The following is a 26,113-nucleotide window of genomic DNA, read 5'->3' as shown; positions in this document are numbered from 1 at the left end:
TCTCACCGCAGCGTGCGGCCCCGCCACTCCAGGGTGCCGCGCCGGCGGCCCAGCACCGAGCCGACCAGCAGCACGTCGAGCAGTGCGACCCCCAGCGGGTGGGTCAGGCTGTCGGGCCACACCCGGCCGCCGGTGCGGGCGGCGGTCACCGCCCGGCCCAGCACGCCGGCGGCGTAGCCGACCAGCCCGGCCCGGGTCCCGCTCAGCGGGGGGACGACGTACACCGCCGTCAGCGCCGCCCCCGCCAGCAGGCTGCCCACCGGTGACCCGCCCAGCGCCGACCACAGCGACTTCTCGTAGCCGGCCCGCAGCGGCGCCCAGCCCTCGTACATCCGGGTCGCGGCCAGCGTCGAGCCCTCGACCACCACGCCCCGCCCGCCCGAGCGCTTCAGCGCCCGCAGCAGTGCGATGTCCTCGAGCACCTCCCCGCGCACCGCACCGTGCCCGCCGGCCCGCTCGTAGGCGTCCCGGCGGACCACCAGGAACTGCCCGTTGGCCGCAGCCAGCGAGGGCCGGGGCGAGCGCTCGGCGAGCCGCAGCGGCAGCGTGGTCGCCCACAGCCACTGCTGCAGCGGCTGCACCAGCCGCTCGGCCGGGGTGACCGCAAGCTGCCGGGGCCAGGGCGAGACCAGGTCCAGGTCGTGCGCGTCGAGCAGCGCCACCGCGGCGGCAACGGCGTGCGGGGCGAGCCGGACGTCGGCGTCGAGGAACACCAGCACGTCGACGTCGCCGGCCCCGGCCGCGCCCTGGGCGCAGGCGGCCGGCTTGCCCAGCCACCCGGCCGCGGGCGGGGTGGCCGTCCGCACCTCGACGCCGTGCGCCCGGGCGATCGCGGCCGTGCCGTCGGTGGACCCGTCGTCGACCACCACCGTGTGCAGGTGGGGCACCCCGGTCTGGGCGGCCACCGACTCCAGGCAGCCCGTCAGGGTGGCCTCCTCGTCCCGGGCCGGGACGACGACCCGCACCCGGTGGCGCACCGGCGGTCCGCCGGCCGCCGGCCGCCGGAGCAGTGCGGTGTTGACCACGGCGTGCACCGCCGTGGCCACGCTGATCCCGGCGAGCAGCGCGACCGGCCTCACCGGCGGGTGCGCTGCCGGGCGAGTGCGACGAGCACCGGTACCGCCAGCACGACGCCCCAGGCGGCCGAGCCGGGCAGGTCGAGGAACGCCGCGTGGGCCAGGGCCCCGCCCAGGGTCATCCAGCCCAGCACCAGCATCGGGGCGCCGTCCCCGAGCCGGGGCGCGGTCCGGGCGGCCAGCGCGTCCAGGGCGGCCATCGTCACCAGCCCGGCCAGCAGCCAGCCGGCCAGGTTCGTCAGCGGCACGGTGTCGATCCCGGGCAGCCCCGGGGAGGGGTGCGCCCAGGTCCAGTAGCCGGCCTGGACGAGCTGGGGGTCCAGCACGACGTCCCAGGCGGCGAAGACGGCAGCAGCGGTGGCGATCCGGCCCAGCCGGTGGGCAGGCACCAGCCGGCGGGCCAGCAGCCAGCTCGGCCAGGCCATCATCAGCCACGCCAGCGGCACCAGGAACGGCACGCCGAGCAGCGTCGGGCCCAGCGCGTCGGAGTACGTGTAGCTGCCGTACGGGAACCCGGTCGCCAGCCCGACCGCCTCGAACAGCACCGAGGCAGCCACCACCACCCCGAGCACGCCGAGCCCGGTGCGTGCGCCCCGCGAGACCCAGGCGTGTGCCACCGACAGGGCCGACCCGAGCAGGACGATCGTCCAGCTCACGACGTCCCGGCCGCCGCCCCCGGCGAGCGGGTAGGCGATCGCGGCCAGCACCAGCGCTCCGGCGAGCACCCACGGCACCCGGGCCGCCGTCGGGTGGGCGGTGCGCTGGTCCAGCGTCGTCACCGGCGGGTGAGCCGCTTCGTCAGGCGGCCCAGCCGGGACCGGTCGCCCAGCACCACCCGGGCCGCCGTCCGCCCGGAGTTGCCCGAGACCCCGCCACCGGGGTGCGTGGAGGCCCCGGACAGGTACAGCCCGGGCAGCCCCGGCACCCGGTGCCCGGAGAGCTCCGGGGTGGGCCGGAAGGCGAACATCGAGGCCAGGGACATCTCCACGTGCATGACGTTGCCCCGCACCAGGCCGAGCTCCTGCTCCAGCCGCAGCGGGGTCTGCACGTACATCCGCTGTACCGAGTCGGCGAACCCGGGGGCGTACCGGTCGACAGCCTCGATCAGCCGGCGGGCCTCGGTGTCGGCGATGGCGTCCCAGTCGGCGCCGTCGGCCATCGCGTACGGGTACCACTGGCCCCAGATCGTCACCACGTGCTGGCCCTCGGGCGCCAGGGTGTCGTCGCTGGCGGAGAAGCTCATGGCCAGCGGCACCGGCTCGCGCGGCACCTCCCCGGCCAGCCAGTCGCCGTGCGCCCGGGCCAGCTGGGCGCGGTCGGTGCACAGCAGTTGCAGTCCCTGTAACGAGTCCGCTGCCGACACCCCGGGGTAGCTGGGCAGGGCGTCGGTCTGGCAGCGGACGACCAGGCCGAAGCCGTTGCCCAACGGGGGCGCGGCGTCGGCCAGGGCGGGCGGTGCGTCGTCCCCGGCGATGGCCGCGGTGGCGCTCACGTGGCAGGCGGCGACGACGACGGGGGACTGGATCCGTCGTCCGGACTCGGTGACGACACCGGCGACCCGGCCGTCCTCGGTGATCAGCGACGCGGCACCGTCGCCGAGGGTGACCCGGCCGCCGTGCGACTCGAGCTTGGCGCGCAGCGCGCGGGTCAGGCCACCGGAACCACCGACCGGGTGCCCGGGCGGGGTGGTGTGCAGCAGGGCCGCCCAGCCGACCATGGCCGCGGTGCCGGGCTCGGACATCGGGGGTCCGGACTGGGCGCCGAACCAGGCCAGCGCCGCCTTGAGGCGCTCGGAGGAGAACCACCGGTCCAGCAGGGCGTCGCCGGAGCCGAGGAAGTCCGTCGCCAGCTCACCGCCCGCCGTGCGCGGTCGACCCTTCGCCGGCGCCCCGAGCGGCCACAGGTGGCGCACCAGCCGGGCCGGGCTGGGCCGGTCACCGAAGGCCTGGACGACCTGGGCGCTGCGGGGGCCCCAGACGCCGACGAAGCGGCGGTAGGCGGCGGCGTCCTCGGGCCCGCAGGCGGCCTCGATGGAGGCGCAGGTGGCGTCGAGGTCGACGGAGAACACGATCGGGCGGCCGTCGGGCCCCTCGCTGCCCGGCGCGGTGGCCGGGGCGAAGCCCCACGGGTCGCAGTCGACGTAGCGGAGGCCGTGGGCGGCGAGGTCGAGCTCCTCGACGATCCCGGAGTGCCGGATGATCACGTGCGCACTGGAGCCCCGGTCGACGTGCACGCCGGGCCAGCGTTCCACGGTGGAGACCGCCCCACCGAGCACGGTGTCGCTCTCGACCACCTCGACGTGCAGGCCGGCCTCGGCCAGGTGGCAGGCGGCGACCATGCCGTTGTGCCCGGACCCGATGACGATCGCGTCGGCGGTGTCAGACATCGGCGGGGGTGCCCAGCGGCAGGCGGGCACCGAGGATCGCGAAGGGCCGGGCGTCGCCGGGGAAGTGGTAGCCGCGGGCCAGGTCGACGAAGCCGTCGGCCTGGTAGAGCCCGAAGGCCTTGGTCGGGGAGTCCGGGGTGCTCAGCAGCGCGGCGGGGTGCGGCAGGTCGGCGACCAGGGCGTGCAGCAGCTGGCGACCCAGGCCCTTGCTCTGGTGCTCGGGGTGCACGTGCAGCTCGCAGACCTCGAAGGCGCCGGGCAGCCAGCGCTTGGCGGTGCGCCGGTCGAGGGCGTGCCGCACCTGGTCGTGCCACCACTGGCCGGGCGCGACGAGGTAGCCGTAGCCGAAGCCGACCAGCTGCTCGCCCTGCGGGGTCTGGGTGAACGCGCCGACCGCACGGAAGCCCGAGCGCTCGGTGTGCTGCACGGCGTAGCCGTACCGGCCGGCGACGACGGAGTCCCCGTAGCCCATCGCGGCGCCGTAGATGGCCAGTGCCTCGTGCAGGTGGTCGCGCATCCAGCGGGTGGGCAGCTCGACCACCCGGGTGGCGGGGACGGTGTCGGTCACGGGGTGCGGGCCTCATCGGGTGCGGGGGCGGGTGGGTCGAACGGTGCGGCGACCTCGGCCGGGGTGCCGGCGGTGATCGCCAGCAGCTCGTCGTAGCTGGTCGGGAAGACGGTGTGCGGGTGGCCGGCGGCGGCCCAGACGACGGGGTGGCGGGCGAGCTCGACGTCGACCAGCGTGCCGATCGGGTGCGGGTGCCCGACGGGGGCGACCCCGCCGATCGCCTGGCCGGTGTGCCGCCGGACGAACTCCGGGCTCGCCCGGCGCACCTCGCGGACCCCGAGCAGGCCGGCCACCATCCCGGTGTCCACCCGGTGGGCGCCGCTGGTCATCACCATCACCGGGTTGCCGTCGACGTCGAAGACCAGGCTGTTGGCGATCGCCCCGACCCCGACGCCGAGCTGTGCCGCGGCCGCGGCGGCGGTGGGTGCGCTGTCGGGCAGCTCGCGGACCGCGTCGGCGGCACCGTCGGCGCCGGCGGCCCGCAGCTGCGCGAGGACCTCGGCCACCCGGGGGTGGTCAGCAACGGTCATGACCCGAGTCTCCCACCGGTGTCCCCGGTGCCGCCGGTCGCACCGTGCCCGTGGGGAGACCGCCGGCGCAGCAGCAGGGCCGCCTGGGGCGTGGTCTCCCGGGGGCCGGCGGGACGGTCCCAGCGGGTCACCGGCTCGAAGCCGGCCCCGTCCAGCACGGCGAGCAGCTCCTCGGGGTGCAGTCGCCAGACGTCGAGGTCCACCGCGCGGCCGTAGGCCGACGTGCGGCGCAGGTGGGCGGTGCCGACCTGGAAGGCCACCAGCAGGTGCCCGCCGGGCCGGAGCACCCGGGCCAGCTCGGCGGTCACGACGGGCCGGTCGGCCGGGGCGACGTGGATCAGGCAGTACCAGGCCAGGACGGCGGAGAGCTGCCCGTCGGGTTCGTCCAGGGCGGCCAGGTCCCCCGCGGCGAACGCGATCCCGGGGTGGTCGCGGCGCGCGACGGCGACCATCCGGGGGGAGAGGTCGACCCCGCGCACGTCGACCCCGAGGGCGTGCAGGTGACCGGTGGTGCGACCGGTGCCGCAGCCGGCGTCGAGCACCGGACCGTCGACCACGGCGACCAGCGCGTCGAGCACCCGGCGCTCCCACGGCTGGCCGGTCAGGTCGCGGCCCACCAGCCGGGCGTAGGGCTCGGCGACGGTGTCGTAGGCGCGGCGCACGCGTGCTGTCGGGTCGTCCACGAGCCCACTGTGGAGGAGGGGTCCGACAGTCGCGCCGGGTGTCCACAGGGCACGCGCGCCGGCTTGACGCCCGCCGGGGCGCCGTGGTCTGCTCGTCGTGTTCGAACAGGTGTTCGAACAGCCGGTGGGGAAGTCGGCTGGGGTGCAGGAGGGCGGAGTCTGTCATGAGCCGTGTGCTGCTCGGCGCGGGAGGCCGCGTCGGTGAAGAGGTGCAGGTCGAGCAGGGTCCGCTGGGGCCCGTGCAGTTCTGGCGGGCGGGCAGCCGGCACGAGGTCGGCGAGCTGCTCGACCACTGGGTCGAGACGTCCCCCTGGTGGCAGCGCGGGGCGGCCACCGGTGGCGGCGGAGGCGCCTCGGCCGACCTGGTGGCCACCCGGCAGGTGTGGCGGCTGGAGGCGGTCCGTGCCGGCCGGTCGCAGACCAGCTTCGCCGGGGTGTTCGACCTGTCGTGGGAGCCGGCCGAGAACTGCTGGCTGCTCGTCCGGGCGCACGACTGATGGGCGCGGTCCGGGTGCTCTCACCCGCCCAGCTCGAGCTCACCCCGCCGTTGCCGCCGGCTGCCTCCCAGCTGCTGGGGCAGGCCCACCGGGGGCTGGCCGAGGCCGCGGTCTGCCCGGACGCGGGGTGGCGCTACGCCACCGCGCACCTGGCCGCACTGCGCGGGGCCGCCGCGGTGCTGGCCGCCCGCACCCGTCCCGAGTCCGGCCGGCGCCGCCCCCGCAGCGCCTGGGTGCTCATCGGCCAGGTCGCCCCCGAGCTCGGTGAGTGGGCCGCGTTCTTCGCCGCCGGTGCGGCCAAGCGCGCCGCCGCCGAGGCCGGGCTCTCCCACGCGGTCACCGAGCGGGAGGCCGACGACCTGGTCCGGGACGCCGGTGCGTTCCTGGCGGTCGTGGAGACCACCCTCGGCCGCCCGGTCTCCGCCGATGCCGCCCGTCCCGCGCCGCCCGCGGGTGCCGGTGCCGTGGTCACCCGGCTGTACCCCGACCCGACCGCCCCGTGAGCGACCCCTTCGTCCACCTGCACGTCGCCTCGGGCTACTCGATGCAGCACGGCGCCAACCACCCGGCCGACCTGGTCGCCCGGGCGGTCGACCACGGCATGGGCGCCCTGGCCCTCACCGACCGGGACGGTCTCTACGGGGCGGTCAAGTTCGGGCTGGCCTGCCGGTCGGCCGGGATCCGGCCGCTGTTCGGGGTGGACCTCGCCGTCGACCCGCTGGCCGGGGGTGAGCCCGCCGACCTGCGGGCACCGTCCGGCCCGCTCCTGCCCGGGGGGCGGCTGCCCCCGGCCGCGGCCCGCCCCGCCCCGGGGCACGGTCGGGCGACCCCCTCGGCGTCGGCGCGCACCGGGCGCCGGTCCCCGGCCCGCGGTGGGGCCAGCGTCGACCCTCGGCACCCCCGGGTGGTGTTCCTGGCCCGCGACGGCGCCGGCTGGCGGTCGTTGTGCCGGCTGACCAGCGCCACCCACCTGGCCGGCACCCGCGGCGAGCCGGTCAGCTCGCTGGCCCTCGCCGCCGAGCACTCGACCGGGTTGCTGGCGGTCCTGGGGCCCGGCTCCTCGGTGGGCCGCGCGCTGCTGGAGGGCCGGGCCGACCTGGCACGGGCCCGCCTCGACGCCTGGCGCGAGGTGTTCGGGCCCGGGCAGCTGGTCATGGAGGTCGTGCACCACCGCGGCCGCGGTGACCGCGGCCGGGCCCAGGCGATGCTCCGGTTCGCCACCGAGGCCCGCGTGCCGGCGGTGCTCACCAACGCGGTCCGCTACGTCGACGCCTTCGACGCACCCACCGCCGACGTGCTCGACGCCGCCCGCCGGCTGGTGCCGCTGGGGGAGCGGCACGTCGACCGGCGCACCGCCGAGGGCCACCTGAAGTCGGGCAAGGAGATGGCCGAGGTCGCCCTGGACCTCGTCGGGTCCGACCGGGACGCCGGCCGGCTGCTGCTGGACACCACCGCCCGGGTCGCCGAGCAGTGCGTGGTCGACGTCCGCGACGACCTCGGCATCGGCACCGTCCGCTACCCCGAGCTCGACGTGGTCACCAGCCCGGCCGAACGGGGGATGGGCCCCTCCCAGGTCCTGCGGGCGCGGTGCCAGGCCGGCATCGGGCGCCGCGGGATGGTCGACGGTCTCGAGGTCCAGCAGCGGCTGGACGAGGAGCTCGAGGTCATCGACCACCTGGGCTACCCGTCCTACTTCCTCACCGTCGCCGACGTCGTCGACCTGATCAAGAGCCTGCGGGTGCGCGCGGCCGCCCGCGGGTCCGGTGCCGGCAGCCTGGTCACCTACCTGCTGGGCATCTCCGACGTCGACCCGATCAGGTACGGGCTGCTCATGGAGCGGTTCCTCTCCCCGCTGCGCCACCAGCTGCCCGACATCGACATCGACGTGGAGTCCGCCCGCCGGATGGAGGTCTACGACGCGGTGATCGACCGCTTCGGGGCCCAGCGGGTCAGCTGCATCTCGATGATGGACACCTACCGGGTGCGGCACGCCATCCGCGACGTCGGCGCGGCCCTCGGGCTGCCGCCGGGGGAGATCGACGCGGTGGCCAAGGCCTTCCCGCACGTGCGGGCCAACCAGGTGCACGCCGCGCTGCGCGACCTGCCCGAGCTGCGCGCGGCCCGGTTGGGCTCGAAGCGCTCCGGCGGCAGCGGCGACCTGGACCTGGTGTTCGACCTGGTCTCCCGGCTCGACGGGCTGCCCCGGCACATCGCCCTGCACCCGTGCGGGGTGCTGCTGTCCGACGCGACCCTGCTCGACCGCACCCCGGTGGAGCAGAGCTACCTGGGCTACCCGATGAGCCAGTTCGACAAGGACGACGTCGAGGACCTCGGGCTGCTCAAGCTGGACCTGCTGGGCATCCGGATGCAGTCGGCGATCGCGCACGCCATGGACGAGGTGGCCCGGGTCGACGGTGTGGAGGTCGCCATCGACGAGGTGCCCCGCGACGACCCCACGACCTTCGAGCTGATCCGCAGCACCCGCACGCTGGGCATGTTCCAGATCGAGTCGCCCGGTCAGCGCGAGCTGGTCGGCAAGTTCGGGCCACGGACGTTCGAGGACGTCATCATCGACATCTCGCTGTTCCGGCCCGGGCCGGTGAAGAGCGACATGATCACCCCGTTCCTGATGGCCCGGAACGGCTGGCGCGACCCGGTGTACCCGCACCCCCGGCTGCAGCCGGCCCTGGAGGAGACCGCCGGCGTGGTGGTCTTCCACGAGCAGGTGCTGCGGATCGTCGCGGAGATGACCGACTGCGACCTGGCCAGCGCCGACGAGGTCCGGCGCGCCCTGGGGGAGAAGGACGCCCATCCCGAGGTCCGGGCCTGGTTCATGCCGCGGGCGCTGGAGGAGGGCTTCGACGAGGACGTGGCCGAGCAGGTCTGGCAGGTGCTGGTGGCCTTCGGGTCCTTCGGCTTCTGCAAGGCCCACGCCGCGGCCTTCGCGCTGCCCACCTACCAGTCGGCGTGGCTGAAGACCCACCACACGGCGGCCTTCCTGTCCGGGGTGCTCACCCACGACCCGGGCATGTACCCCAAGCGGCTGATCCTCGACGACGCCCGCAACTTCGGGATCTCGGTGCTCGGCCTGGACGTCAACGCCTCCACCGACAGCTACCGGGTCGAACGGGTCGACGGGGCCGACGGGGCCGACGTCGGGCGGGTGCTCGACGACGCCTTCGGGGACGGGACGCCCGAGGCTCCCGCCCGGACGCGTCCGGAGTGGATGCCGGCGGCGATGCCCGACCCGGCCCGGTACGGGATCCGGTTGTCCCTGGCCGACGTGAAGGGCATCTCCGACGACGAGCTCGCCCGGGTGGTCGCCGGACAGCCCTACCGCTCGCTGGCCGACTTCTGGAACCGTGCGTCGGTGTCCCGCCCGGTGGTCGAGCGGCTGGTGGTGGCCGGGGGGTTCGACTCCCTCTACGGGTTCGGGTCCCGGGACAGCGAGGGCGCCCGGCCCACCCGTCGCCGTGACGAGGTCACCCGGCGCGACCTGCTGCTGCAGATCGGTGAGCTGGACCGGTGGAGCCGCAGCGGTGCCCGGGCGAGCTCCGGCGGGCAGCTCAGCCTGGACCTGATGGGCGGGGGAGACCCCGCCGAGGAGGAGCCGGCGGGGTTGTTCGACCTGGCGGAGGACGACCAGGACGCCCCCGGGGTGGCGACGGTCGTGCGGTCGACCGGGCCGGCCAGCGGACTGCCGGAGTTCACCGACGCCGAGCGGGTGCGCGCCGAGCTCGAGGTCCTCGGGCTGGACGCCAGCCGGCACGTGGTGGAGGACTACCGGCCGTTCCTGGCCGCGCTCGGCGCGGTGCCGGCGGGGGAGCTGCTGGGCTGCCGGTCGGGGTCGGAGGTGCTGGTCGGCGGGGTCAAGGTGGCCACCCAGACGCCACCGATCCGGTCCGGTCGGCGGGTGGTCTTCGTGACCCTGGACGACGGCACCGGCTGCACCGACTCCACCTTCTTCGAGGACGTGCAGGGGCCCTACGCCGCGACGGTGTTCCACTCCTGGCTGCTGGTGGTGCGTGGGGTGCTGCGCCGGACCGGTCCGCGGGGCATCTCCATGCGGGCCACCGGGGCGTGGGAGCTGCCGGCGTTGTACGAGGCGTGGGAGGCCGGCGGGCTGGACGCGGTCGCCGAGCTGATGGCCACCCCCGCCGGGTTCACCGAGCAGGGCATCGCCGGGGCGGCGGCCTCGCGCAGTCCCCGCCCCGTGGTGGTCCGGCCGGTCCTGGTGCACCCCACCGGGTTCCGCATGTCGCCCTACGCCGACATCAAGCCCGCCGGGGAGGACTCGAAGGTGGCCCCACGCAAGCTCTGGCACTCCAGCTCGGGCAGTTCCGGGCACTGACGGCACGGACCCGGTCACCCTGCCCGCCCGCGGCTAGGCTGCGTCGGGTGCCGCCGTCTGAGTCCCCGCCCGCCACCACCCCGACCGGGGTCGCCGAGCCGCCGGTCCGCACCGCGGCCGTCTGGGCGGCGCTGGACCCGGTGGTCCGGGCCGGGTCGTTGCAGGTGCTCGACGTGGGCGGCGGGGCCGGGGTGTTCGCGGTCCCGCTGGCCCAGCTGGGGCACCACGTCACCGTGGTCGACACCTCCGCCGACGCACTCGCCACCCTCCGCCGGCGGGCCGACCTGGCCGGCGTCGGCGACCGGGTCCGTGGGCTGCAGGGCGACGCCGACCAGCTCGACGCCGTCCTCGACCAGGCCCCCGACGGTGGCTACGAGCTGGTGCTGGTGCACTCGGTCCTCGAGGTCGTCGACGACCCCGCGGCCACCCTCACCGGCATCGCCGCGGTCCTGCGCCCCGGGGGCACGCTGAGCGTCACCGCCGCCAACCGGGCCGGAGCCGTCCTCGCCCGTGCCCTGGGCGGCCACCCGGTCGAGGCCCGCGCCCTGCTCGGTGACCGCGACCCCGCCCCGGCACGCTCGCGCAGCCGGCAGGCCCGTCGCCGCTTCAGCCCCCAGGAGCTCGTCGACCTGGTCGGGCAGGCCGGACTGCGCCCCGGTGACTGGCGGGGGGTCTCGGTGGTCGCCGACCTCCTCGAGTCCACCTCCGGCGCCGACCCGGCCGCGCTGCGCACCCTGGAGCTCGCCCTGGCCGGCACCTCGCCCTACCGGGACGTCGCCACCGGTCTGCACGTCCTGGCCACCCGCGAGGCCGGTGGGCAGCCCCCCGTCGACGACAGCCCCCACGGCCGGCACCGCTCCGCCGAACCCCGGCCGGCATGACCCTCCCGCCCGACCTGCACGTCCCCGCGTACGGCACCGCCACGCTGGCCGACGTCCTGCCCGGGGTGCTCACCGCACTGGGCGTGCCGCCCGCCCGCCCCCAGCCCGGTGCGGCCGACCTGCCCGCCGACCCGCTCGACCTGCAGACCGCCCTGCGTGGCGCCCGGCGGGTCGCGGTGCTGCTGGTCGACGGGCTGGGTGCCGACCTGGTCCGCGCGCACCCCGACCAGGCGCCGGTGCTGAACGCGCTGCTGAGCCCGGTCGGTGACCTGCAGGCACCGTGCCCGAGCACCACCCCGGTCAGCCTCACCACGCTGGGCACCGGGCTGCCGCCGGGCAGCCACGGCGTCCTCGGGTTCGTCACCGACGTCCCCGGCGAGGACCGCGCGCTCACCCACACGCACTGGACCGACGACCCCGACCCGGACACCTGGCAGGCCCGGCCCACCGCCTTCCAGCAGCTCGCCGCCGCCGGGGTGGACAGCACCGTGGTCGGCCCCTACGCCTTCGCCGGCTCCGGGCTGACGAAGGCCGCCTACCGGGGGGCCCGCTACACCTCGGCGGTCAGTCCCGGCGACCTCGCCGCCATGACCGGGCACGCCCTGGCCGCCGCCGACCGGACGCTGGTCTACGGCTACCACGCCGAGCTCGACCTGACCGGTCACGTCCGCGGGGTGGACTCCGACAGCTGGCGCAACCAGCTCGCCGTCGTCGACGCGATGGTCGGCCAGGTCGTCGACGGGCTGCCCGCCGACGCGGCCCTGCTGGTCACCGCCGACCACGGGATGCTCGACGTCCCGCACGACACCCGGCTGGACATCGACGAGGAGGTCGAGCTCCAGGAGGACGTCCGGCTGCTCGCCGGGGAGCCCCGGGCCCGGTACGTGCACGCACGGGAGGGCTCGGCCGCCGACGTGCTGGCCACCTGGCAGGGCGTGCTGGCCCACCGCGCGTGGGTGGTGAGCCGGGAGGAGGCCGTCGACAGCGGGGTGTTCGGCCCGGTCGACGCCGCGCTGGCCGCCCGGATCGGCGACGTGGTCGCCCTGGCCCGGGGCAGCTGGGCGTTCACCGCCACCCGACGGGAGAAGGTGCCCTCGATGCTGGCCGCCTACCACGGCTCGTTGACCGCGACCGAGCTCGCGATCCCGCTGCTGCTGGCCCGCGGACGGGCGCTGGACGCGTGAGCCGGCGCGGCACGGGCCCCGAGGAGCCCACCCTCACCGTCTGCCGCGGCTGCTGCTGCGGACGCACCGAGAAGCACCCCGAGGTCGACCACCGGGCCCAGCTGTCCGCGCTGCAGGCCACCGGCGTCCGGGTGCGGGTCGTCGACTGCCTGGACGCCTGCGAACGGTCCAACGTCGTGGTGGTCAGCCCGTCCCCGGCCGGTCGCGACGCCGGTGCCCGCCCGGTCTGGCTGGGCGGCGTGCTCGACGTCGAGACCACCACCGAGGTCGCCGAGTGGGTGCGCGCCGGGGGTCCGGGCGTCGCCGATCCGCCCGGGTTCCTCGACCTGCAGGTCTTCAGCCCGTCGCGGCGCACCCGCGCCGAGGCCGAGCTCTAGCGGGGGGCCGCAGCGACCGAGAGCGGGTGCCAGGTCCGCCACCGGCCCGGCCGCACCGCGGCGCAGGTCAGCAGCCGGGAGTCCGCGGACAGCCGGCTGTCGATCGTGACCAGCACGTCGCCGTCCGGCCCGCCCAGGGTGACCGCCCAGCGCTCCACCCCGGCCTCGTCGACCTGCAGCGAGCGGACCCCGCGCACCGGCAGGTCGTGCACGCCGAGCAGGCCCAGCTCGGCCCGGGCGTGCTGCTGGGCGGCCTGCGCGGCGGGGGTCAGACCGGCGCGACCGCGCAGGTGGTCCAGCACGACCTCGCCGCGGCCGTGCGCCTGCACCAGCGCGGCGCCGTCGCCGGGCACCTGCCCGTAGACGTGCCCGGTGGGCAGCACCAGCACGTTGGCGGCGAACCGGTCCCCGCCCAGGTGGCTGGTCTCCCACACGTCGGCCGGGCCCGCGGCGGGCAGGGCCCGGGCCAGCGGACGGCCCCGCACCGCGCAGCAGGCGTCGTGCCCACCGTGCGTGCAGACCAGGTAGGTCGGGTCGTCGTGGTCCGCGCCCACGGACCCGTCGAGGGGCGCGTCGAGCAGCTCGGCGTCGGTCTCCCGGGAGGACCAGCGCAGCCAGGAGGCGGCGACGTCGGCGACGGCCCAGCGGCGCCCGGAGTCCGCCAGCCGGTCGCCGGGACGGCGCACCATCTGGATCCGCAGGCCCAGCTCGCGGGCCCGGGCGGCCAGCAGCGGGGCGACCGCGGGGTCGAACCGGGACTGCAGCAGGGCATCCCGGCCCCACGGGCCGGGCTGCTCGAGGAGCAGCCAGCGGCGGGCCGGGGGAGCGGTGGCGACGGGGGAGTCCGCGGCGAGCAGTGCCTGGACCGAGCACCGGGAGGCGTCGAGCCGGCCGACCGGGGTGGACCGGGCGGACGGCTCGACGAGGGGGAGGTCCTCCTCCGGGGTCTGGCAGAAGTCGTCCACCGGACCCGAGGGGGACTGCTCAGACACCTGCTGCGTGCTCATCTCCTCCATGGTGCACAGGTCCTCCGGCCGATGCGTCGGGCACGACGGCCACGGACTCCACCACGAGGCGGCGGGCCAGGACCAGCTGCTCGTCGGCCGCCAACCCGGGCAGGTCGCCGACCTTGAGCTCCCCGGCCGCGAGCAGTTCGGCCAGGGCCGGGCGGGTCTCCGCCGGCAGGTCGTGGTGCCGGCGTCCGGCGACCAACGTCACCCGGTCTCCCACCACGTCGCGCAGCTGCACCCGCAGCCGGGGACGCAGCCGGAGCACGGTGTCGGCGGTCAGGGCCGCGGCTGCGGTCGACTGGGCCAGCGGCGAGACGGGCTCCGGACGCACCTGGGCCCAGGTGCGCGAGCGCAGCCGGTCGGCGACCTCGGCCGGGTCGACCCGGTCCAGGGCGGCGTGCAGCCCGGCGAGCACCGCGGCGACGTCGTCGGCGGTGGTGTCCGGGCCGGTGAGGTCGACCCCGAGGGGGAGCGACCGACGCAGCGTCGGGTCGTCCACGGCCAGGGTGCGCACGAGGTCCAGCGCGGACTCCACGGCACCCCAGCGGGTCACCGGGTGCACCCCGATGGTCAGGTGCGCGCTGATCTCACCCAGCGCGGTGGCCGAGTGCAGGTAGCCGCGCGGCAGGTAGAGCGCGTCACCGGGGCGCAGCACGGTGTCGATGACCGGCTCGCGCTCGGCCGCGGCGGCGACCTCCTCGGCGCGCTCGCCCCAGGGCTGGCTGCGCAGCGGGTCGGTGAGCACCGGCTCGTGGATCGTCCAGTGCTTCTCCCCGGCGACCTGCAGCACGAAGACGTCGTGCACGTCGTAGTGCGGGGAGAACCCGCGCGAGGACGGCGGGGTGACGTAGGCGTTGACCTGGGTGGGGTGCCCGAGGTCGGCAGCGAGCTGGTCGGCGAACTCGACCAGCGGGGGCCACAGCCGGTGCAGGCCCTGCAGCACGACGGTGCTGCCCTCGCTGAACAGCCGCAGGACGGAGTCCGAGGAGACCTGGTCGGCGACCTCGGCCCCGGCGCCGCCGGAGGTGGTGAAGCGCTTGGTGTCCACGACGGCGCCGTCCTTGGCGATCCGCAGGAACGGGGTGCGCAGGCCGCGGGTGGAGAGCAGCTCGTCGACGTCGGCCAGGGTCAGCAGGTCGGAGAAGTCAGCGCCCAGCTCCGCAGCGCTGGACAGCAGGGGCCGGCGCGACCAGTGCTGCTCGGCGAAGACCTGCGGGTCCACGCGCACGCAGCGCCGCAGGGCCGGGCGGAGAGACTCCTCCGCCCGGCCCTGCGAGGTCGTGGTCAGGCTCAGGCCGAACCGTCCGCGCCGCCGTCCTGCTGGCCCGGGGTCCCGCCGCCGGCGCCGCTGTCCGCGGGGCCCTCGGCGCCGCCGTCAGCCCCACCGTCGGCACCGCCGTCGGCGCCGCCGTCCTGCTGGCCCGGGGTGCCCTCGCCGGCACCGCTGTCCGCGGGGCCCTCGGCGGAGCCGTCCGCGCCACCGTCGTGCTGGCCCGGGGTGCCCTCGCCGGCACCGCTGTCCGCGGGGCCCTCCACGCTGGTCATGTCGTCGTCGTCGAACGCCACGGTTCCTCCATCACAGTCGTGCTGCGGCCGTCGGACGACGGCCTCGGGGGAGGTCTACCGCAGTGATCGACTCCGTACACATGCGGGTCCGTTGGTTGGGACCCCCGGGCCCCGGGGCACGGTCGGACCGTGGCCACCCCCCTCGACGTCCGGGACCGGTGGGCCGACGAGGTCCACCGTGCCGCGACCGCGTTCACCGACCTCCTCGCCGCCGGCTGGGGGCCACCGCTGCCCGGCGCCGGGGCGACCGCCGACCGCTGGGCCGCGCTGCACGCGCTGGGGCGCACGGACCTCCCGCTGGCCCGCCTCGCCGAGGGCCACGCCGACGCGGTCGCCGTCCTCGCCGAGCTCGACGGGCCCACGGTGGAGCGCGGTGAGCGCCTCGGGGTCTGGGCCGCCGAGCCCCCCAGCGGTCGGGTGAGCGCGCGGCGGACGGCCGGCGGCTGGCGGCTGGCCGGCACCAAGCAGTGGTGCTCGGGCGCCCGGGCGTGCACCGCGGCCCTGGTCACCGCACACGCCGAGGACGGCCGCCGGCTCTTCCTGGTCGACCTGTCCGCCGCCGGGGTCACGCCCCGGCCGGGTCGGTGGGTGTCGGCCGGGATGGCCGGCAGCGACACCGCCGACGTCGAGCTGGACGACGTGCCCGCCCTCGCGGTCGGCGGCCCGCGGGCCTACCTGGACCGCCCGGGCTTCTGGCACGGCGGCATCGGGGTGGCGGCGGTGTGGGCCGGCGGGGCGACCGGCGTGGCCGACGCGCTGGCCGACGTCGTCCGCACCGCCGCCCCCGACCCGCACCGGGACGCGACCTGGGGCGCGGTGGACGTCGCGCTGACCGGGGTGGACGGCGCGCTCGCGGTCGCCGCCGCCGAGGTGGACGCCGACCCCGACGACCGTGCCGGCACCGCCGCGCGGCGGGCCGGTCGGGTGCGGGGACTGGCCGCCCGCACCGGCACCGAGGTGCTGGACGCCGTGGGCCGCGCGCTGGGTGCCGGGCCCACCGGGCACGACGCCGGGTACGCCGCCCGCAGCGCCGACCTGACCGTCTACCTCCGCCAGCACCACGGCGAGCGCGACCTCGCCGGTCTCGCCGACGCCCTGCGCGGCACCCGGTGAGCGCCCCCGCCGCCGGCCACACGCCGGACGCCACCGCCGAGGACGCCTGGGCGGGCTGGCTGCCGCAGCAGGACTGGCCCACCTGGGTGCCCGACCCGACCTGGCGACGGGTGGTGGTCTGTGCCGCGCACCCGGACGACGAGGTGCTGGGCGTCGGCGGCACGATCGCGCTGCTCGCCGGCGCCGGGGTCGAGGTGCACCTGGTGGCGGTCACCGACGGGGAGGCCAGCCACCCCGGCAGCACCGTGCTCACCCCCGCGCAGCTCGCCCCGGCCCGGGTCGCCGAGTCCGGCCGCGCGCTGACCGCCCTCGGCGCCCCGCAGACCACGAGCACCCGGTTGGGGCTGCCCGACTCCGCCGTCGCCGCCCACGAGGACGAGCTCGCCGTCGCGCTGGCCGCCGCGGTTGCCGGGGCCGACGCCGTGCTCACCACCTGGACCGGGGACGGGCACCCCGACCACGAGGCGGTCGGGCGGGCCGCGGTCTCCGCCGGGGCCCGGCTGGGCGTCCCCGTGTGGCAGTACCCGGTCTGGACCTGGCACTGGGCGGCCCCGGCCGACCCCCGGGTGCCCTGGGACCGGGCGCACCGGGTGCCGCTGCCGGCATCGGTGCAGGCGGCCAAGCAGGCCGCGATCGGCTGCTTCACCACCCAGGTCCGGCCGCTGGGACCCGACCCGGCCGACGCCGTGGTGCTCCCGCCGGAGTTCCTCGCGCACTTCGGCCGTGACCAGGAGGTGGTGTGGCAGTGACCCTGCCCCCGTCGTTCTTCGACGAGATGTACGCCGCGGCCGAGGACCCGTGGTCGATGCGCAGCCGCTGGTACGAGCGGCGCAAGTACGCCCTGACCACGGCGGTGCTGCCCCGCGAGCGGTACGGCGACGGGCTCGAGGTCGGCTGCTCGGTGGGCGAGCTGACCGCGGCGCTGGCCCCGCGCTGCGACCGGCTCGTCGGCTGGGACGCCAGCGCCGCGGCCGTGGAGCGGGCCCGGGCCCGCACCGCCGACCTGCCCGGGGTGACCGTCGAGCAGCACGCCGTCCCGGCCACCCCGCTGCCGGCGGTCGACCTGCTGGTGCTGTCCGAGGTCCTCTACTACCTGTCCCCGGCCGACCTGGCGGTGTTCTGCGACCAGGTCCGGACGGCGGTCCGCCCCGGCGGGACGCTGCTGGCCGTGCACTGGCGGCACGTGGTGCCCGAGTACCCGCAGACCGGGGACGCCGTGCACCGCGCGCTGCGGACGGCGCTGGACTGGCCGCGGGTGGCCACCCACGACGAGACCGACCTGCTGCTGGACTGCTGGGTGCGGGCGCCGGCCGGCGACGAGCGGGCCGCCTCGGTCGCGGCCGCGGAGGACCTCTGGTGAGCGGGGTGGACCTGCTCGGCGTCGTCGTCCCGGCCCGGGACGAGGCCCAGCTGCTGCCGGCCTGCCTGGCCGCGCTGGCGACGGCCGCGGCGCACCCGGAGCTGGCCGGCACCCGGGTGCTGGTCGTCGTGGTCGCCGACCGCTGCACCGACGACACCGCCGCGCTGGCCACGGCCGCCGGGGCGACCGTGCTGGTCCCCGACGGGTCCACGCTGGGCGACGTCCGGCACGCCGGGGTGCTGGCGGTGCTGGCCGAGGCCGCCCGCACCGGGGTGCCCCCCCGCCGCGTCTGGGTGGCCAACACCGACGCCGACAGCCGGGTGCCCGCCGACTGGCTGGCCCTGCAGCGGGCCGCGGCCGAGTCCGGGGTGGACGCCGTGCTGGGCCTGGTCGAGGTCACCGACTGGGCCGGGCACCCGCCGCACGTCGCCGCGGCCTTCGCCCGGGACTACGACGCCTGGCGGGAGGGCGGCGCCGGCGCGGTGCACCCGCACGTGCACGGGGCGAACCTGGGCGTGCGTGGGGACGCCTACACCGCGGTCGGCGGGTTCGGTCCGCTGGTGGTGTCCGAGGACGCCGCCCTGGTCGGGGCCCTGCTGATGGCCGGGCGGACCGTGCTGCGCACCCCGGCGTCCCCGGTGCTCACCTCGGCCCGGCGCACCCCACGGGCCGACCTGGGCTTCGGCCACGACCTCGACCGGCTGGCCGCCGACCCGGGGGAGGACCCGCCCCGGTAGGCTGGTCGAACAGGTGTTCGAACGGAGCGGGGTGGTCGTGGAGCGGGCAGCGGGGTGCACGGTGCTGCACGTCGACATGGACGCCTTCTTCGCCAGCGTCGAGGTCCGCCGCGACCCCTCGCTGGCCGGGCGGCCGGTGATCGTCGGCGGGGCGGGCAACCGCGGGGTGGTCACCTCGGCCACCTACGAGGCCCGCGCCTACGGGGTGCACAGCGCGATGCCCACCCCCCGGGCGCTGCGGCTGTGCCCCACCGCCGTCGTCGTCCCGGGCGACATGGCGCTCTACGCCGAGGTGTCCCGCGGGGTGATGGCGGTCTTCCGCACGATCACCCCCCTGGTCGAGCCGCTGAGCCTGGACGAGGCGTTCCTGGACGTGTCCGGGGCCGGCCGGCGGCTGGGCGACGCGGTGGACGTCGCCGAGCTGGTGCGCGCCCGGGTGTTCGACGAGCAGGGCATCACCTGCTCGGTGGGGGTGGCCGGCAGCAAGTTCGTGGCCAAGCTGGCCTCCACCCGCAGCAAGCCCGACGGGCTGATGGTGGTCCGCCCGCCCGAGGTCATGGACTTCCTGCACCCGCTGCCGGTCGGTGCGCTGTGGGGCGTGGGCGCCAAGACCGAGGAGCTGCTGGTCCGGCTCGGGCTGCGCACCGTGGGCGACCTGGCGCACGTGCCAGCCCGCACCCTGCAGCGCGCGCTGGGCCACGCCGCGGGCAGCCACCTGCACGAGCTGGCCTGGGGCCGCGACCCCCGCCGGGTGGTGCCCGACGAGCCGGAGAAGTCGACCGGGGCGGAGGAGACCTTCGGCACCGACGTCGACGACCCGGTGGTGATCCACCGCGAGCTGCTGCACCTGTCCGAGCGCACCGCGGGCCGGCTGCGCTCCACCGGGTACGTCGCCCGCACGATCACCCTCAAGGTCCGGTTCTCCGACTTCCACACCATCACCCGGTCCCGCACGCTGAAGACCCCCACCGACGTCGCCCAGGACCTCTACGACACCGCCCGCGACCTGTTCGACGGCCTCGGGCTCGACCGGGCACGGATCCGGCTGGTCGGGGTGCGCGCCGAGGGCCTGGCCGACGTCGACACCACCCCCACCCAGCTGGTCCTCGGCGCCCGGGAGCACGGCCGGCGCGACGCCGAGCTGGCTGCCGACCGGGCCGCCCGCCGGTTCGGGGCCGGCGCGGTGCGCCCGGCCACCCTGCTGCGCCGCGACGGGGTCGTCGGCCGCTCCCAGGCGGTGCCGCGACCCGACCGTCCCGACGTCCGCCGGATCGGCGGGTGACCGGGCAGACAGGGCCCCCGGGAACGTCCCGGTGGCCCGGTTCGTCCTCTCCGCAGACGTCGTCCGACGTCCCTCGACCACCCCGGGCGGGTGATCGGGGCACACCGGACCCGTGTCGGGGACCACTCGCCTTTCGCTGCCTGCGCAAGGCTCGTATCCTCGGACTCACCGCCGGCGGACCGCCACCGGCGGCCCCGGGCTTGGACCTCAGGAGGTCGTCGTGCCGCTCTCCGAGCACGAGCAGAAACTGCTGGAGCAGATCGAGCGTGCGCTCGTCGACGACGACCCGAAGTTCGCCTCGCAGGTGCGCACCGGTGACCGCCGACAGAAGGCGCGCCGCAAGCTCCAGCTCGGCGCCCTGCTCGTCGTGGCCGGCCTCGCCGTCCTCGTCGGCGGCGCCGTCGTCCCGTCCGTGCCGCTGGGGGTCGTCGGCTTCCTGGTGATGCTCGGCGGGGCCACCCTCGGTGTCCTCAACTACGCCGCGGCCACCGGCGCCGTCGAGAGCGGGCCCGCCCCCGCCACCGGCGGCTCCAGCGCGGCCACCGGCCGCGGCAAGGCCGCCAAGGCCCGCCGCCAGCCCCTCAAGGACCGTCTCGAGGAGCGCTTCCGCCGCCGCTACGACCAGTAGCCGCACCAGCCGCCCAGCAGCCGTCGCCCCCCACGGGGGCGGCGGCTGCTGTCGTCCCGGGGGGCGAGGCTCAGGCGGGGCGAGTGCTGCGCCGGCGCGGGGTGTGCCCGGCGACCCAGCGGACGGCGTCCTCCACCGTGGAGGCCGGCCACACCCGCGAGCGCCACCGGTCCCGGCGACGCACGGTGGCCCGCAGCGCGCGGTCCACCACGGCCGAGGACACCGCCAGGTCGGCCCCCGTGCCGGCGGCCGCGGGCCGGCCGTACACCGAGGCCTCCAGTGCCAGGGCGAGGTCCCGCACGGCGGTGACGGCGGGCCGGTCGACGGGGGCCACCACCTCCGCGAGCCCGCGGGCCACCTGGCGGGGGGTCCCGCTCGCGGCCACCGGCACCCCGAGGTCGGTGGTGGTCGCCAGCAGCTCGTCCCAGGCGTCACCGGCCGAGCCCGAGGACAGCCGTCGCCGGCGGCGGGCCCGCCGGAGGAGCCCCGGGGTGGCCAGCAGCGCGGCCAGCAGCAGCGTCCCGCCGGTGCCGGCCGCCACGACGCCCCACGGCGTGCCGGCCTGCTGGGTCGAGGGCAGGTCGAGGGGGGTGAACTGGTCGTCGCGGTCGAGCTCGGCGGTGGGCAGCCCACCGGCGGCGGTGGGCACCGCCTCCGGTGCCTGGTCGGTGGGCCCGCTCTCGCCGTCGGCCCGCGGTGCCCAGGGCAGGTCGACCCGGCGGGCCACGTCGATCGGGGTCGGGTCGTAGGGCACCCAGCCGAGCCCGTCGAACCAGACCTCGACCCAGGCGTGCGCGTCGGCGGTGGTGATCAACCGGGTGCCGTCGGGCTGCCGGTCACCGGGGGTGTAGCCCAGCACCACCCGGGACGGCACGCCGGCGGCGCGGGTCAGCACGGCCATGGCCCCGGCGTACTGCTCGCAGTAGCCGCGGCGCAGCTCGAGGAAGTCGGCCAGGTCGTCGCCGGTGGTGCCGGGTTCGGTGGTCAGGCTGTAGACGAAGCCGTTGGCCCGGTCGGTGAGGAAGCCGTAGACCGCCTGCACCCGTTCAGCGGGGGGCTGGCCGTCGTCGGTCAGCTGGTCGACGAGGGCCGTGACCCGGGGGTCGAGCTCGGGCAGCGCGGTGTAGGCGGCCTGCAGCGGGTCGTCGGCGGGCAGCGGCCGGCTCTGGGCCAGCTGCCCGGCGGTGGGCCGGGCCTCCTGGGCGACGACCTCCCAGGAGCGCCCCGAGGTGCGGGCGCCGTCCCGGCCGAAGACGGTGCTGCTGTCGGCGTCCAGCCGCCAGGGGCCGTCGTCGCTGCCCTCCCCGTCGTCCTCGGTGACCTCGACCGACAGCGGAGAGGCGAACACCGGCAGGAAGCGGTCGGCGTGCTCGACGGCGGTGATCCGGGCGGTGACCCGGCGGCTGTCGACGCCGCCGGGCAGCGGGGCCAGCTCGTCGGAGTCGGCGACCGAGGTGGTGCCGTCGAGGTTCCCGATGCCCCAGCCCTCGTCGGTGTACTCGTCCAGTGCGACGGCACGCAGGTACTCGGGGTCCACGACCGTGGTGTCCAGGGTCAGCAGGTCGATCGGGGTGGGCTGGGTGAGCTGGCCCTGCAGAGCGGCCTGGGGGTCCAGCGCGGTGCCGGTGCTCGACCCGCCACCGGGGCCGTCCCCGGTGCCCAGGCCGGTGGCGAAGGAGCCCTCGGCCAGCATCGGCACGAAGGCCGGCAGCAGGATCCCGGCGACCAGCGCCAGCACCCCGGTGCGCAGGGCGGGCAGGGTGCCGGTGCCCAGGGCGGCGCCCGGCCCCGAGCGCGCCCGGTCGGCCAGCCTGCTGCGCTGGTCGGCCCACAGGAGGACGCCGAACCCCACGGCCGGGCCCAGGAACGCCACCAGCGACACGTCGCCGGTCACGGTGGCCACCGGGATGCAGGCCAGCACCAGCAGCGCCAGGCCCCCCAGGGTGGGCTGCCGGCCGGCCACCGCCACCAGGTCGACGGCCAGCGCCAGCGTGGTGAGGAACAGCGTGGTGAGCGCGACCAGCCCGGTCAGCGGCAGGGCCGGGGTGGCCTGCTCCTGGATCTCCGACGCACCCTCGGCGAACAGCGCGCCCAGCTCGGCCAGGCTCCCGGGGGTGGGCAGCACGCCGCCCCACGCCCGCCCGGGGGTGAAGACGACGGTGAGCGCGGTGGCCGCGGCGAGCACCTGGACCAGCGGGGGCAGCAGGCCGGCCAGCACGCCGTCGGCCCGGTCGGTGCGGGCCAGCAGTAGGCGGACGGCGAGCCCGGTCGCGGCCACGACGACGACGAGGAAGGCCCCCGGCGGGAACCACGACCCGGCGGCGAACACCGGGCCCAGGGCGAGGGAGCCCAGCAGCACCGCGACGGCGGCGGCCACCGAGCTGCCCACCCAGCCGGTCCGGCTCACGCCGGCACCGCCGTGGTGTCCGCGCCGGCGAGCCGGGCCCACACGGCCTCGACGGTGTCCTGGGGCCCTGCGGTGACCACCCGCCAGCCGGCGGCGCGCAGCAGCGAGGCGGCGTCCTCGCGCTGCCGGGCGAGCTCGGCCCGCGCCGAGCCGGTGAGCCCGCCGCGCCGCGAGCGGGTCGCGCCGGCGTCGTGCCAGGCGACCACGTCGACCAGCACGGCGACGTCGGTGCCCGGCCCGGAGCGGGCCCGCACCAGCTCGGCCACCTCGTCGGGTCCGACGGCGCCCAGCAGGCAGACCACCGGTCCCTCGACGGCGGCCCGGCGCAGCGCCTGCAGGCCGGTGTCCAGGTCGGTCAGCCGGGAGGGGGTCAGCCCGGCCAGCCGCTCGGAGAGCTCCACCCGGCTCAACCCGCCCCGCCCGGCGGCCGGGGTCAGCGCGCCCACGTCGGTCACCACCGACAGGTCGGCGCCGCGGGCGAGCAGGTGGTCCCCGATGCTCGCCGCGGCCTCGACCACCCACTCCAGGGTGTCCGGCGGGGGAGCGTCGTCCCCGGCCGGGCCCTGGGCGGGCGCGCCGCCGAGCAGGTGGGCGCGCTGCCGGGTGTCCACGAGCAGGGACGCCGAGGAGCGCCACGGCTTCTCCTCCAGGCGCACCATCAGCTCACCGGTGCGCGCGGTGGCCCGCCAGTGCACCTTGCGCAGGTCGTCGCCGCGGCGGTACTCCCGGGTGCTGACGTCGTCCTCACCGTGCACGGCGAAGGACCGGCGGGCACCCTCGGCGCCCCCGCCGCTGCCCCCGGACAGCGACAGCGGGCCCAGCGGGCGCACCCGGGGGACGACGAGCAGGGTCGCGGTGTCCACCCCGGCGGTCGTGCGCAGCACCAGGCCGAAGGGGTCGACCAGCCGCAGCCGCAGCGGGCCCAGCACGTGGCGGCCGCGCCGGGCGCCGTGCACCCCGTAGCGCAGTGCCGCGGTGGCCCCGCTGGGCAGCCGCTCGACCAGGAACCGGGGTCGGCCGCCGAGGTCGGGCGACAGCTGCTCGGACAGCATCCACATGCCCCCGGGACGGCGGTCGGTGTTGGTGACCTCCAGGCGCACCTCGGCGTCCTGGCCGCGCGGCACCCGGGCGGGGGTCACCGTGCGCCGGGTGGCCAGCCGGAACCGGGCCCGGACGACGCCGACCGCCGAGAGCACCGGCAGCGCCAGCACGAACACCGCCAGCTGCACCAGGGAGCGCTCACCGAGCAGGGCGCCCAGGGCGACCAGGGTGGCCCCGGCCGCGACCAGGCAGCCCCCGCGCAGCGTCAGCGAGGAGGTGAGCTCGGCCAGCCGGCCACGACGGGACACGACGGGGGAGTCAGCGCTCGCGGGGGACCGGGACGGCGGTCAGCAGGTCGGCCACCACCCGGTCGGTGCCGCGGCGGGCCAGCGCGGCGTCGGGGGTGAGCAGCAGCCGGTGGGCCAGCACCGGGCCGGCCATCGCCTGCACGTCGTCGGGGAGCACGTGGTCCCGGCCGGCGAGTGCCGCGGCGGCGCGGGCGGCGCGCAGGAGCTGCAGGCCGGCCCGGGGGGAGGCGCCCAGCCGGAGGTCCGGGCTGCGCCGGGTGGCCTCGACGAGGGAGACCACGTAGCGGCGCAGTGCGTCCGAGACGTGCAGCAGGGCCACCCCGTCGACCAGCCGGCGGACCAGGGCGGCGTCGGCGACCGGGGTGAGCGCGGCCAGCGGGTCGCGGGTCTCCCGCTCGTCGAGCATGGCCAGCTCGGCCTCGCGGTCGGGGTAACCCATCGACACCCGGGCGGTGAAGCGGTCGCGCTGGGCCTCGGGGAGGGGGTAGGTGCCCTCCATCTCCAGCGGGTTCTGGGTGGCCAGCACCATGAACGGCCGGGCCAGCTCGTAGGTGGTGCCGTCCACGGTGACCTGCCGTTCCTCCATGCACTCCAGCAGCGCCGACTGGGTCTTGGGGGAGGCCCGGTTGATCTCGTCGGCCACGACCAGGTTGGCGAACACCGCACCCGGACGGAACTCGAAGCTGCGGGTCTCCTGGTCGAAGACCGCCACCCCGGTGACGTCGCTGGGCAGCAGGTCCGGGGTGAACTGGATCCGCCGGACGGTGGAGTCGATGGAGCGGGCCAGCGACTTGGCCAGCGTGGTCTTGCCGACGCCGGGCACGTCCTCGATGAGCAGGTGACCCTCGGCCAGCAGCACGACCAGTACCAGCCGGACGACGTCGGGCTTGCCGGCCACGACGGTGCTCATGGCCGCGGCGATGCGCGCGCCCTCGGCGGCGACGTCGACCGGGTCGTCGTGGTCGCCGGCCCCCCGGTGGTGCTGACCGGTCGAGGGGGTCGCTGTCGCCTCCGTCACGCCGCCCACCGTACGTGCCGGTGAACCGGACCCGGCGGGTCTCGTCCCGCCGTCCTCGGGCCTGACCTGCGGGGCAGGGCCGGATCGGGGCCTCGCGGGACCGACCGCGGGACCGGCCGGGGGAGCGGGGTGGGGCGCGGGGGGACACGGGGCGAGTTGTGGTGCCTGGTGGGGCTGGGTGGGTTACTGTGGCGCCCGATGGGGAGGCAGGGCCCGCAGGGGGACCTGGCGGGCCCCCGGGAAGAGCAGGTGGGGGTGGTGGACCGGTGTTCCTCGGCAGCCACGCCCTCCGCCTGGACGAGAAGGGCCGACTGGCCCTCCCGGTCCGCTTCCGCGACCTGGTCTCGGACGGCGTCGTGCTGACCAAGGGCCAGGAGAACTGCGTCTACGCCCTGACCCACGCCCGCGTCGCCGAGATCCAGGCGGCCCGCGCGGCCACCATGGCCCGCGACGACGCCGGGCGCCGCGCGATGGCCCGACTGGGCTTCGGCTCGATGGTCGAGCTCGAGCCGGACAAGACCGGACGGATCACCCTCCCCGCCGGACTCCGCGAGTACGCCGGCCTGGACCGCGACGTCGTCGTGGTCGGTGTCGACACCCGCTTCGAGATCTGGGACGCCACCCGCTGGGACGACTACGTCGCCGAGCAGGAGGCCGCCTACGCGTCCAGCGAGAGCGAGGGGGTGCCGACGCTGTCCTGACGGCGACCGCCGCAGGTCCCCACCGCGCCCCACCCACCCCACTCCGCCCCACCACCGAGCCGACTTCCCCGCGGCTCGGGACCACGGACCAGCCGACTTCCCCGCGGCTGGACCACCGGGTGCGGACACGAGAGCACCACCCAGCACGAACCGCAGCACCTGCTCCCTGACCCCGAGCAGCAGCCACACCCCGTTGCGGGGCCCCTCCTGGCGCACTTCCCCGGTGCCAGGCGGGCCCCGCCGGGGAGGCCGTGCCACCCCGCACCACCTCGCAGGACCCCCGGGGCGATCCCGGACACCCACCCCGCTCCACCGGCCCGGGGACCACCCGGACCTCGCGAACCCCACCAGCACCACGAGACACCAACAGTCACACCACGGACATAGCCACACCCCGTCGGCCCACGGC

Annotated in this window: 25 protein-coding genes; 13 read left to right on the top strand and 12 right to left on the bottom strand. The window is 76.9% G+C overall.

Going from position 1 to position 26,113, the window contains the following annotated elements; all coding sequences use genetic code 11:
- Window positions 1–2 precede the first annotated feature (2 nt).
- Genes ASG36_RS01300 through ASG36_RS01275 form a run of 6 tightly spaced genes read right to left on the bottom strand, consistent with a single transcriptional unit; the run spans window position 3 to window position 5,243 of the window.
- Window positions 3–1,079 carry a glycosyltransferase family 2 protein gene (locus ASG36_RS01300; RefSeq protein WP_055758403.1) on the bottom strand — a complete coding sequence of 359 codons (1,077 nt, stop codon included), beginning with the start codon at window positions 1,077–1,079 and terminating at the stop codon, window positions 3–5.
- On the bottom strand, window positions 1,076–1,855 hold the full coding sequence (locus ASG36_RS01295) for a carotenoid biosynthesis protein (protein ID WP_200944302.1): 780 nt from the start codon (window positions 1,853–1,855) through the stop codon (window positions 1,076–1,078). Before ASG36_RS01295 ends, ASG36_RS01300 begins: the two co-directional genes overlap by 4 nt.
- Window positions 1,852–3,462, bottom strand: coding sequence for an NAD(P)/FAD-dependent oxidoreductase (locus ASG36_RS01290; RefSeq protein WP_055762147.1), 1,611 nt, complete (start codon window positions 3,460–3,462; stop codon window positions 1,852–1,854). The genes ASG36_RS01295 and ASG36_RS01290 overlap by 4 nt, the downstream gene beginning before the upstream one ends.
- Window positions 3,455–4,030: a GNAT family N-acetyltransferase gene (locus ASG36_RS01285; RefSeq protein WP_055758400.1), complete on the bottom strand. Its 576-nt coding sequence runs from the start codon at window positions 4,028–4,030 to the stop codon at window positions 3,455–3,457. The genes ASG36_RS01290 and ASG36_RS01285 overlap by 8 nt, the downstream gene beginning before the upstream one ends.
- Window positions 4,027–4,560 (bottom strand): YbaK/EbsC family protein, encoded by a 534-nt coding sequence (locus ASG36_RS01280; RefSeq protein WP_055758397.1) that lies wholly within the window; start codon window positions 4,558–4,560, stop codon window positions 4,027–4,029. The genes ASG36_RS01285 and ASG36_RS01280 overlap by 4 nt, the downstream gene beginning before the upstream one ends.
- Entirely contained in the window at window positions 4,557–5,243 is a 687-nt protein-coding gene (locus ASG36_RS01275; protein WP_055758394.1) for a class I SAM-dependent methyltransferase, read from the bottom strand. The genes ASG36_RS01280 and ASG36_RS01275 overlap by 4 nt, the downstream gene beginning before the upstream one ends.
- 164 nt (window positions 5,244–5,407) lie before the next feature.
- On the opposite strand from ASG36_RS01275, the gene ASG36_RS21690 reads away from it, so the two are divergent.
- From ASG36_RS21690 to ASG36_RS01245, 6 genes are read left to right on the top strand one after another with little or no spacing between them, the layout of a single operon-like run.
- Entirely contained in the window at window positions 5,408–5,740 is a 333-nt protein-coding gene (locus ASG36_RS21690; protein WP_055758391.1) for a DUF6504 family protein, read from the top strand.
- Entirely contained in the window at window positions 5,740–6,243 is a 504-nt protein-coding gene (locus tag ASG36_RS01265) for an SAV_6107 family HEPN domain-containing protein (protein ID WP_162245163.1), read from the top strand. Before ASG36_RS21690 ends, ASG36_RS01265 begins: the two co-directional genes overlap by 1 nt.
- Complete coding sequence (locus ASG36_RS01260; protein WP_055758389.1) at window positions 6,240–10,091, top strand: DNA polymerase III subunit alpha; 3,852 nt, start codon at window positions 6,240–6,242, stop codon at window positions 10,089–10,091. Before ASG36_RS01265 ends, ASG36_RS01260 begins: the two co-directional genes overlap by 4 nt.
- Window positions 10,092–10,138: 47 nt before the next feature.
- Window positions 10,139–10,972: a bifunctional 2-polyprenyl-6-hydroxyphenol methylase/3-demethylubiquinol 3-O-methyltransferase UbiG gene (locus ASG36_RS01255; RefSeq protein WP_082522700.1), complete on the top strand. Its 834-nt coding sequence runs from the start codon at window positions 10,139–10,141 to the stop codon at window positions 10,970–10,972.
- Window positions 10,969–12,156, top strand: a complete 1,188-nt coding sequence (locus tag ASG36_RS01250; protein WP_055758386.1) for an alkaline phosphatase family protein — start codon at window positions 10,969–10,971, stop codon at window positions 12,154–12,156. The genes ASG36_RS01255 and ASG36_RS01250 overlap by 4 nt, the downstream gene beginning before the upstream one ends.
- Window positions 12,153–12,533, top strand: a complete 381-nt coding sequence (locus tag ASG36_RS01245; RefSeq protein ID WP_055758383.1) for a hypothetical protein — start codon at window positions 12,153–12,155, stop codon at window positions 12,531–12,533. Before ASG36_RS01250 ends, ASG36_RS01245 begins: the two co-directional genes overlap by 4 nt.
- On the opposite strand, the gene ASG36_RS01240 is transcribed toward ASG36_RS01245, so the two are convergent.
- The 3 genes from ASG36_RS01240 to ASG36_RS01230 form a co-directional block, all read right to left on the bottom strand.
- Window positions 12,530–13,540 (bottom strand): sucrase ferredoxin, encoded by a 1,011-nt coding sequence (locus ASG36_RS01240; RefSeq protein ID WP_157498482.1) that lies wholly within the window; start codon window positions 13,538–13,540, stop codon window positions 12,530–12,532. The two genes, ASG36_RS01245 and ASG36_RS01240, sit on opposite strands and share 4 nt — an antisense overlap.
- Window positions 13,518–14,765, bottom strand: a complete 1,248-nt coding sequence (locus tag ASG36_RS01235) for a cupin domain-containing protein (protein WP_235494470.1) — start codon at window positions 14,763–14,765, stop codon at window positions 13,518–13,520. The genes ASG36_RS01240 and ASG36_RS01235 overlap by 23 nt, the downstream gene beginning before the upstream one ends.
- Before the next feature lie 68 nt (window positions 14,766–14,833).
- Window positions 14,834–15,109: a hypothetical protein gene (locus tag ASG36_RS01230; protein WP_055758375.1), complete on the bottom strand. Its 276-nt coding sequence runs from the start codon at window positions 15,107–15,109 to the stop codon at window positions 14,834–14,836.
- A 129-nt stretch (window positions 15,110–15,238) separates the two neighbouring features.
- On the opposite strand from ASG36_RS01230, the gene ASG36_RS01225 reads away from it, so the two are divergent.
- The 6 genes from ASG36_RS01225 (at window position 15,239) to ASG36_RS01200 (ending at window position 20,229) form a co-directional block, all read left to right on the top strand.
- On the top strand, window positions 15,239–16,222 hold the full coding sequence (locus ASG36_RS01225) for an acyl-CoA dehydrogenase family protein (protein WP_055758373.1): 984 nt from the start codon (window positions 15,239–15,241) through the stop codon (window positions 16,220–16,222).
- Window positions 16,219–16,971: a PIG-L deacetylase family protein gene (locus tag ASG36_RS01220; RefSeq protein WP_055758369.1), complete on the top strand. Its 753-nt coding sequence runs from the start codon at window positions 16,219–16,221 to the stop codon at window positions 16,969–16,971. The genes ASG36_RS01225 and ASG36_RS01220 overlap by 4 nt, the downstream gene beginning before the upstream one ends.
- On the top strand, window positions 16,968–17,582 hold the full coding sequence (locus ASG36_RS01215) for an SAM-dependent methyltransferase (RefSeq protein ID WP_055758366.1): 615 nt from the start codon (window positions 16,968–16,970) through the stop codon (window positions 17,580–17,582). The genes ASG36_RS01220 and ASG36_RS01215 overlap by 4 nt, the downstream gene beginning before the upstream one ends.
- Window positions 17,579–18,319 carry a glycosyltransferase gene (locus tag ASG36_RS01210; protein ID WP_055758363.1) on the top strand — a complete coding sequence of 247 codons (741 nt, stop codon included), beginning with the start codon at window positions 17,579–17,581 and terminating at the stop codon, window positions 18,317–18,319. The genes ASG36_RS01215 and ASG36_RS01210 overlap by 4 nt, the downstream gene beginning before the upstream one ends.
- Before the next feature lie 13 nt (window positions 18,320–18,332).
- Window positions 18,333–19,601 carry a DNA polymerase IV gene (locus ASG36_RS01205; RefSeq protein WP_055758360.1) on the top strand — a complete coding sequence of 423 codons (1,269 nt, stop codon included), beginning with the start codon at window positions 18,333–18,335 and terminating at the stop codon, window positions 19,599–19,601.
- 220 nt (window positions 19,602–19,821) lie between these two features.
- Window positions 19,822–20,229 (top strand): DUF3040 domain-containing protein, encoded by a 408-nt coding sequence (locus tag ASG36_RS01200; RefSeq protein ID WP_055758357.1) that lies wholly within the window; start codon window positions 19,822–19,824, stop codon window positions 20,227–20,229.
- Window positions 20,230–20,299: 70 nt separating this feature from the next.
- Here the strand turns inward: ASG36_RS01200 and ASG36_RS01195 are convergent, their stop codons facing one another.
- From ASG36_RS01195 to ASG36_RS01185, 3 genes are read right to left on the bottom strand one after another with little or no spacing between them, the layout of a single operon-like run.
- Window positions 20,300–22,636 carry a DUF3488 and transglutaminase-like domain-containing protein gene (locus tag ASG36_RS01195; RefSeq protein ID WP_055762141.1) on the bottom strand — a complete coding sequence of 779 codons (2,337 nt, stop codon included), beginning with the start codon at window positions 22,634–22,636 and terminating at the stop codon, window positions 20,300–20,302.
- Window positions 22,633–23,985: a DUF58 domain-containing protein gene (locus ASG36_RS01190; RefSeq protein ID WP_055758355.1), complete on the bottom strand. Its 1,353-nt coding sequence runs from the start codon at window positions 23,983–23,985 to the stop codon at window positions 22,633–22,635. Before ASG36_RS01190 ends, ASG36_RS01195 begins: the two co-directional genes overlap by 4 nt.
- 10 nt (window positions 23,986–23,995) lie before the next feature.
- Window positions 23,996–25,003: a MoxR family ATPase gene (locus ASG36_RS01185; RefSeq protein WP_055762138.1), complete on the bottom strand. Its 1,008-nt coding sequence runs from the start codon at window positions 25,001–25,003 to the stop codon at window positions 23,996–23,998.
- Window positions 25,004–25,269: 266 nt separating this feature from the next.
- Here ASG36_RS01185 and mraZ point away from each other — a divergent pair, with 266 nt between their 5' ends.
- Window positions 25,270–25,704 (top strand): division/cell wall cluster transcriptional repressor MraZ, encoded by a 435-nt coding sequence (mraZ, locus tag ASG36_RS01180; protein WP_055758352.1) that lies wholly within the window; start codon window positions 25,270–25,272, stop codon window positions 25,702–25,704.
- Window positions 25,705–26,113 lie beyond the last annotated feature (409 nt).

This window comes from Geodermatophilus sp. Leaf369 (assembly GCF_001424455.1).
Taxonomy (GTDB): Bacteria; Actinomycetota; Actinomycetes; order Mycobacteriales; family Geodermatophilaceae; genus Klenkia.
Note: the sequence above shows the minus strand (reverse complement) of the source record. Positions and strands in the feature narration are given on the sequence as shown.

Coding starts and splice junctions, on each gene's coding strand:
- ASG36_RS01290 (WP_055762147.1), bottom strand. CDS start 3,462: ATGTCTGACACCGCCGACGCGATCGTCATCGGGTCCGGGCACAACGGC.
- ASG36_RS01280 (WP_055758397.1), bottom strand. CDS start 4,560: ATGACCGTTGCTGACCACCCCCGGGTGGCCGAGGTCCTCGCGCAGCTG.
- ASG36_RS21690 (WP_055758391.1), top strand. CDS start 5,408: ATGAGCCGTGTGCTGCTCGGCGCGGGAGGCCGCGTCGGTGAAGAGGTG.
- ASG36_RS01265 (WP_162245163.1), top strand. CDS start 5,740: ATGGGCGCGGTCCGGGTGCTCTCACCCGCCCAGCTCGAGCTCACCCCG.
- ASG36_RS01250 (WP_055758386.1), top strand. CDS start 10,969: ATGACCCTCCCGCCCGACCTGCACGTCCCCGCGTACGGCACCGCCACG.
- ASG36_RS01240 (WP_157498482.1), bottom strand. CDS start 13,540: ATGAGCACGCAGCAGGTGTCTGAGCAGTCCCCCTCGGGTCCGGTGGAC.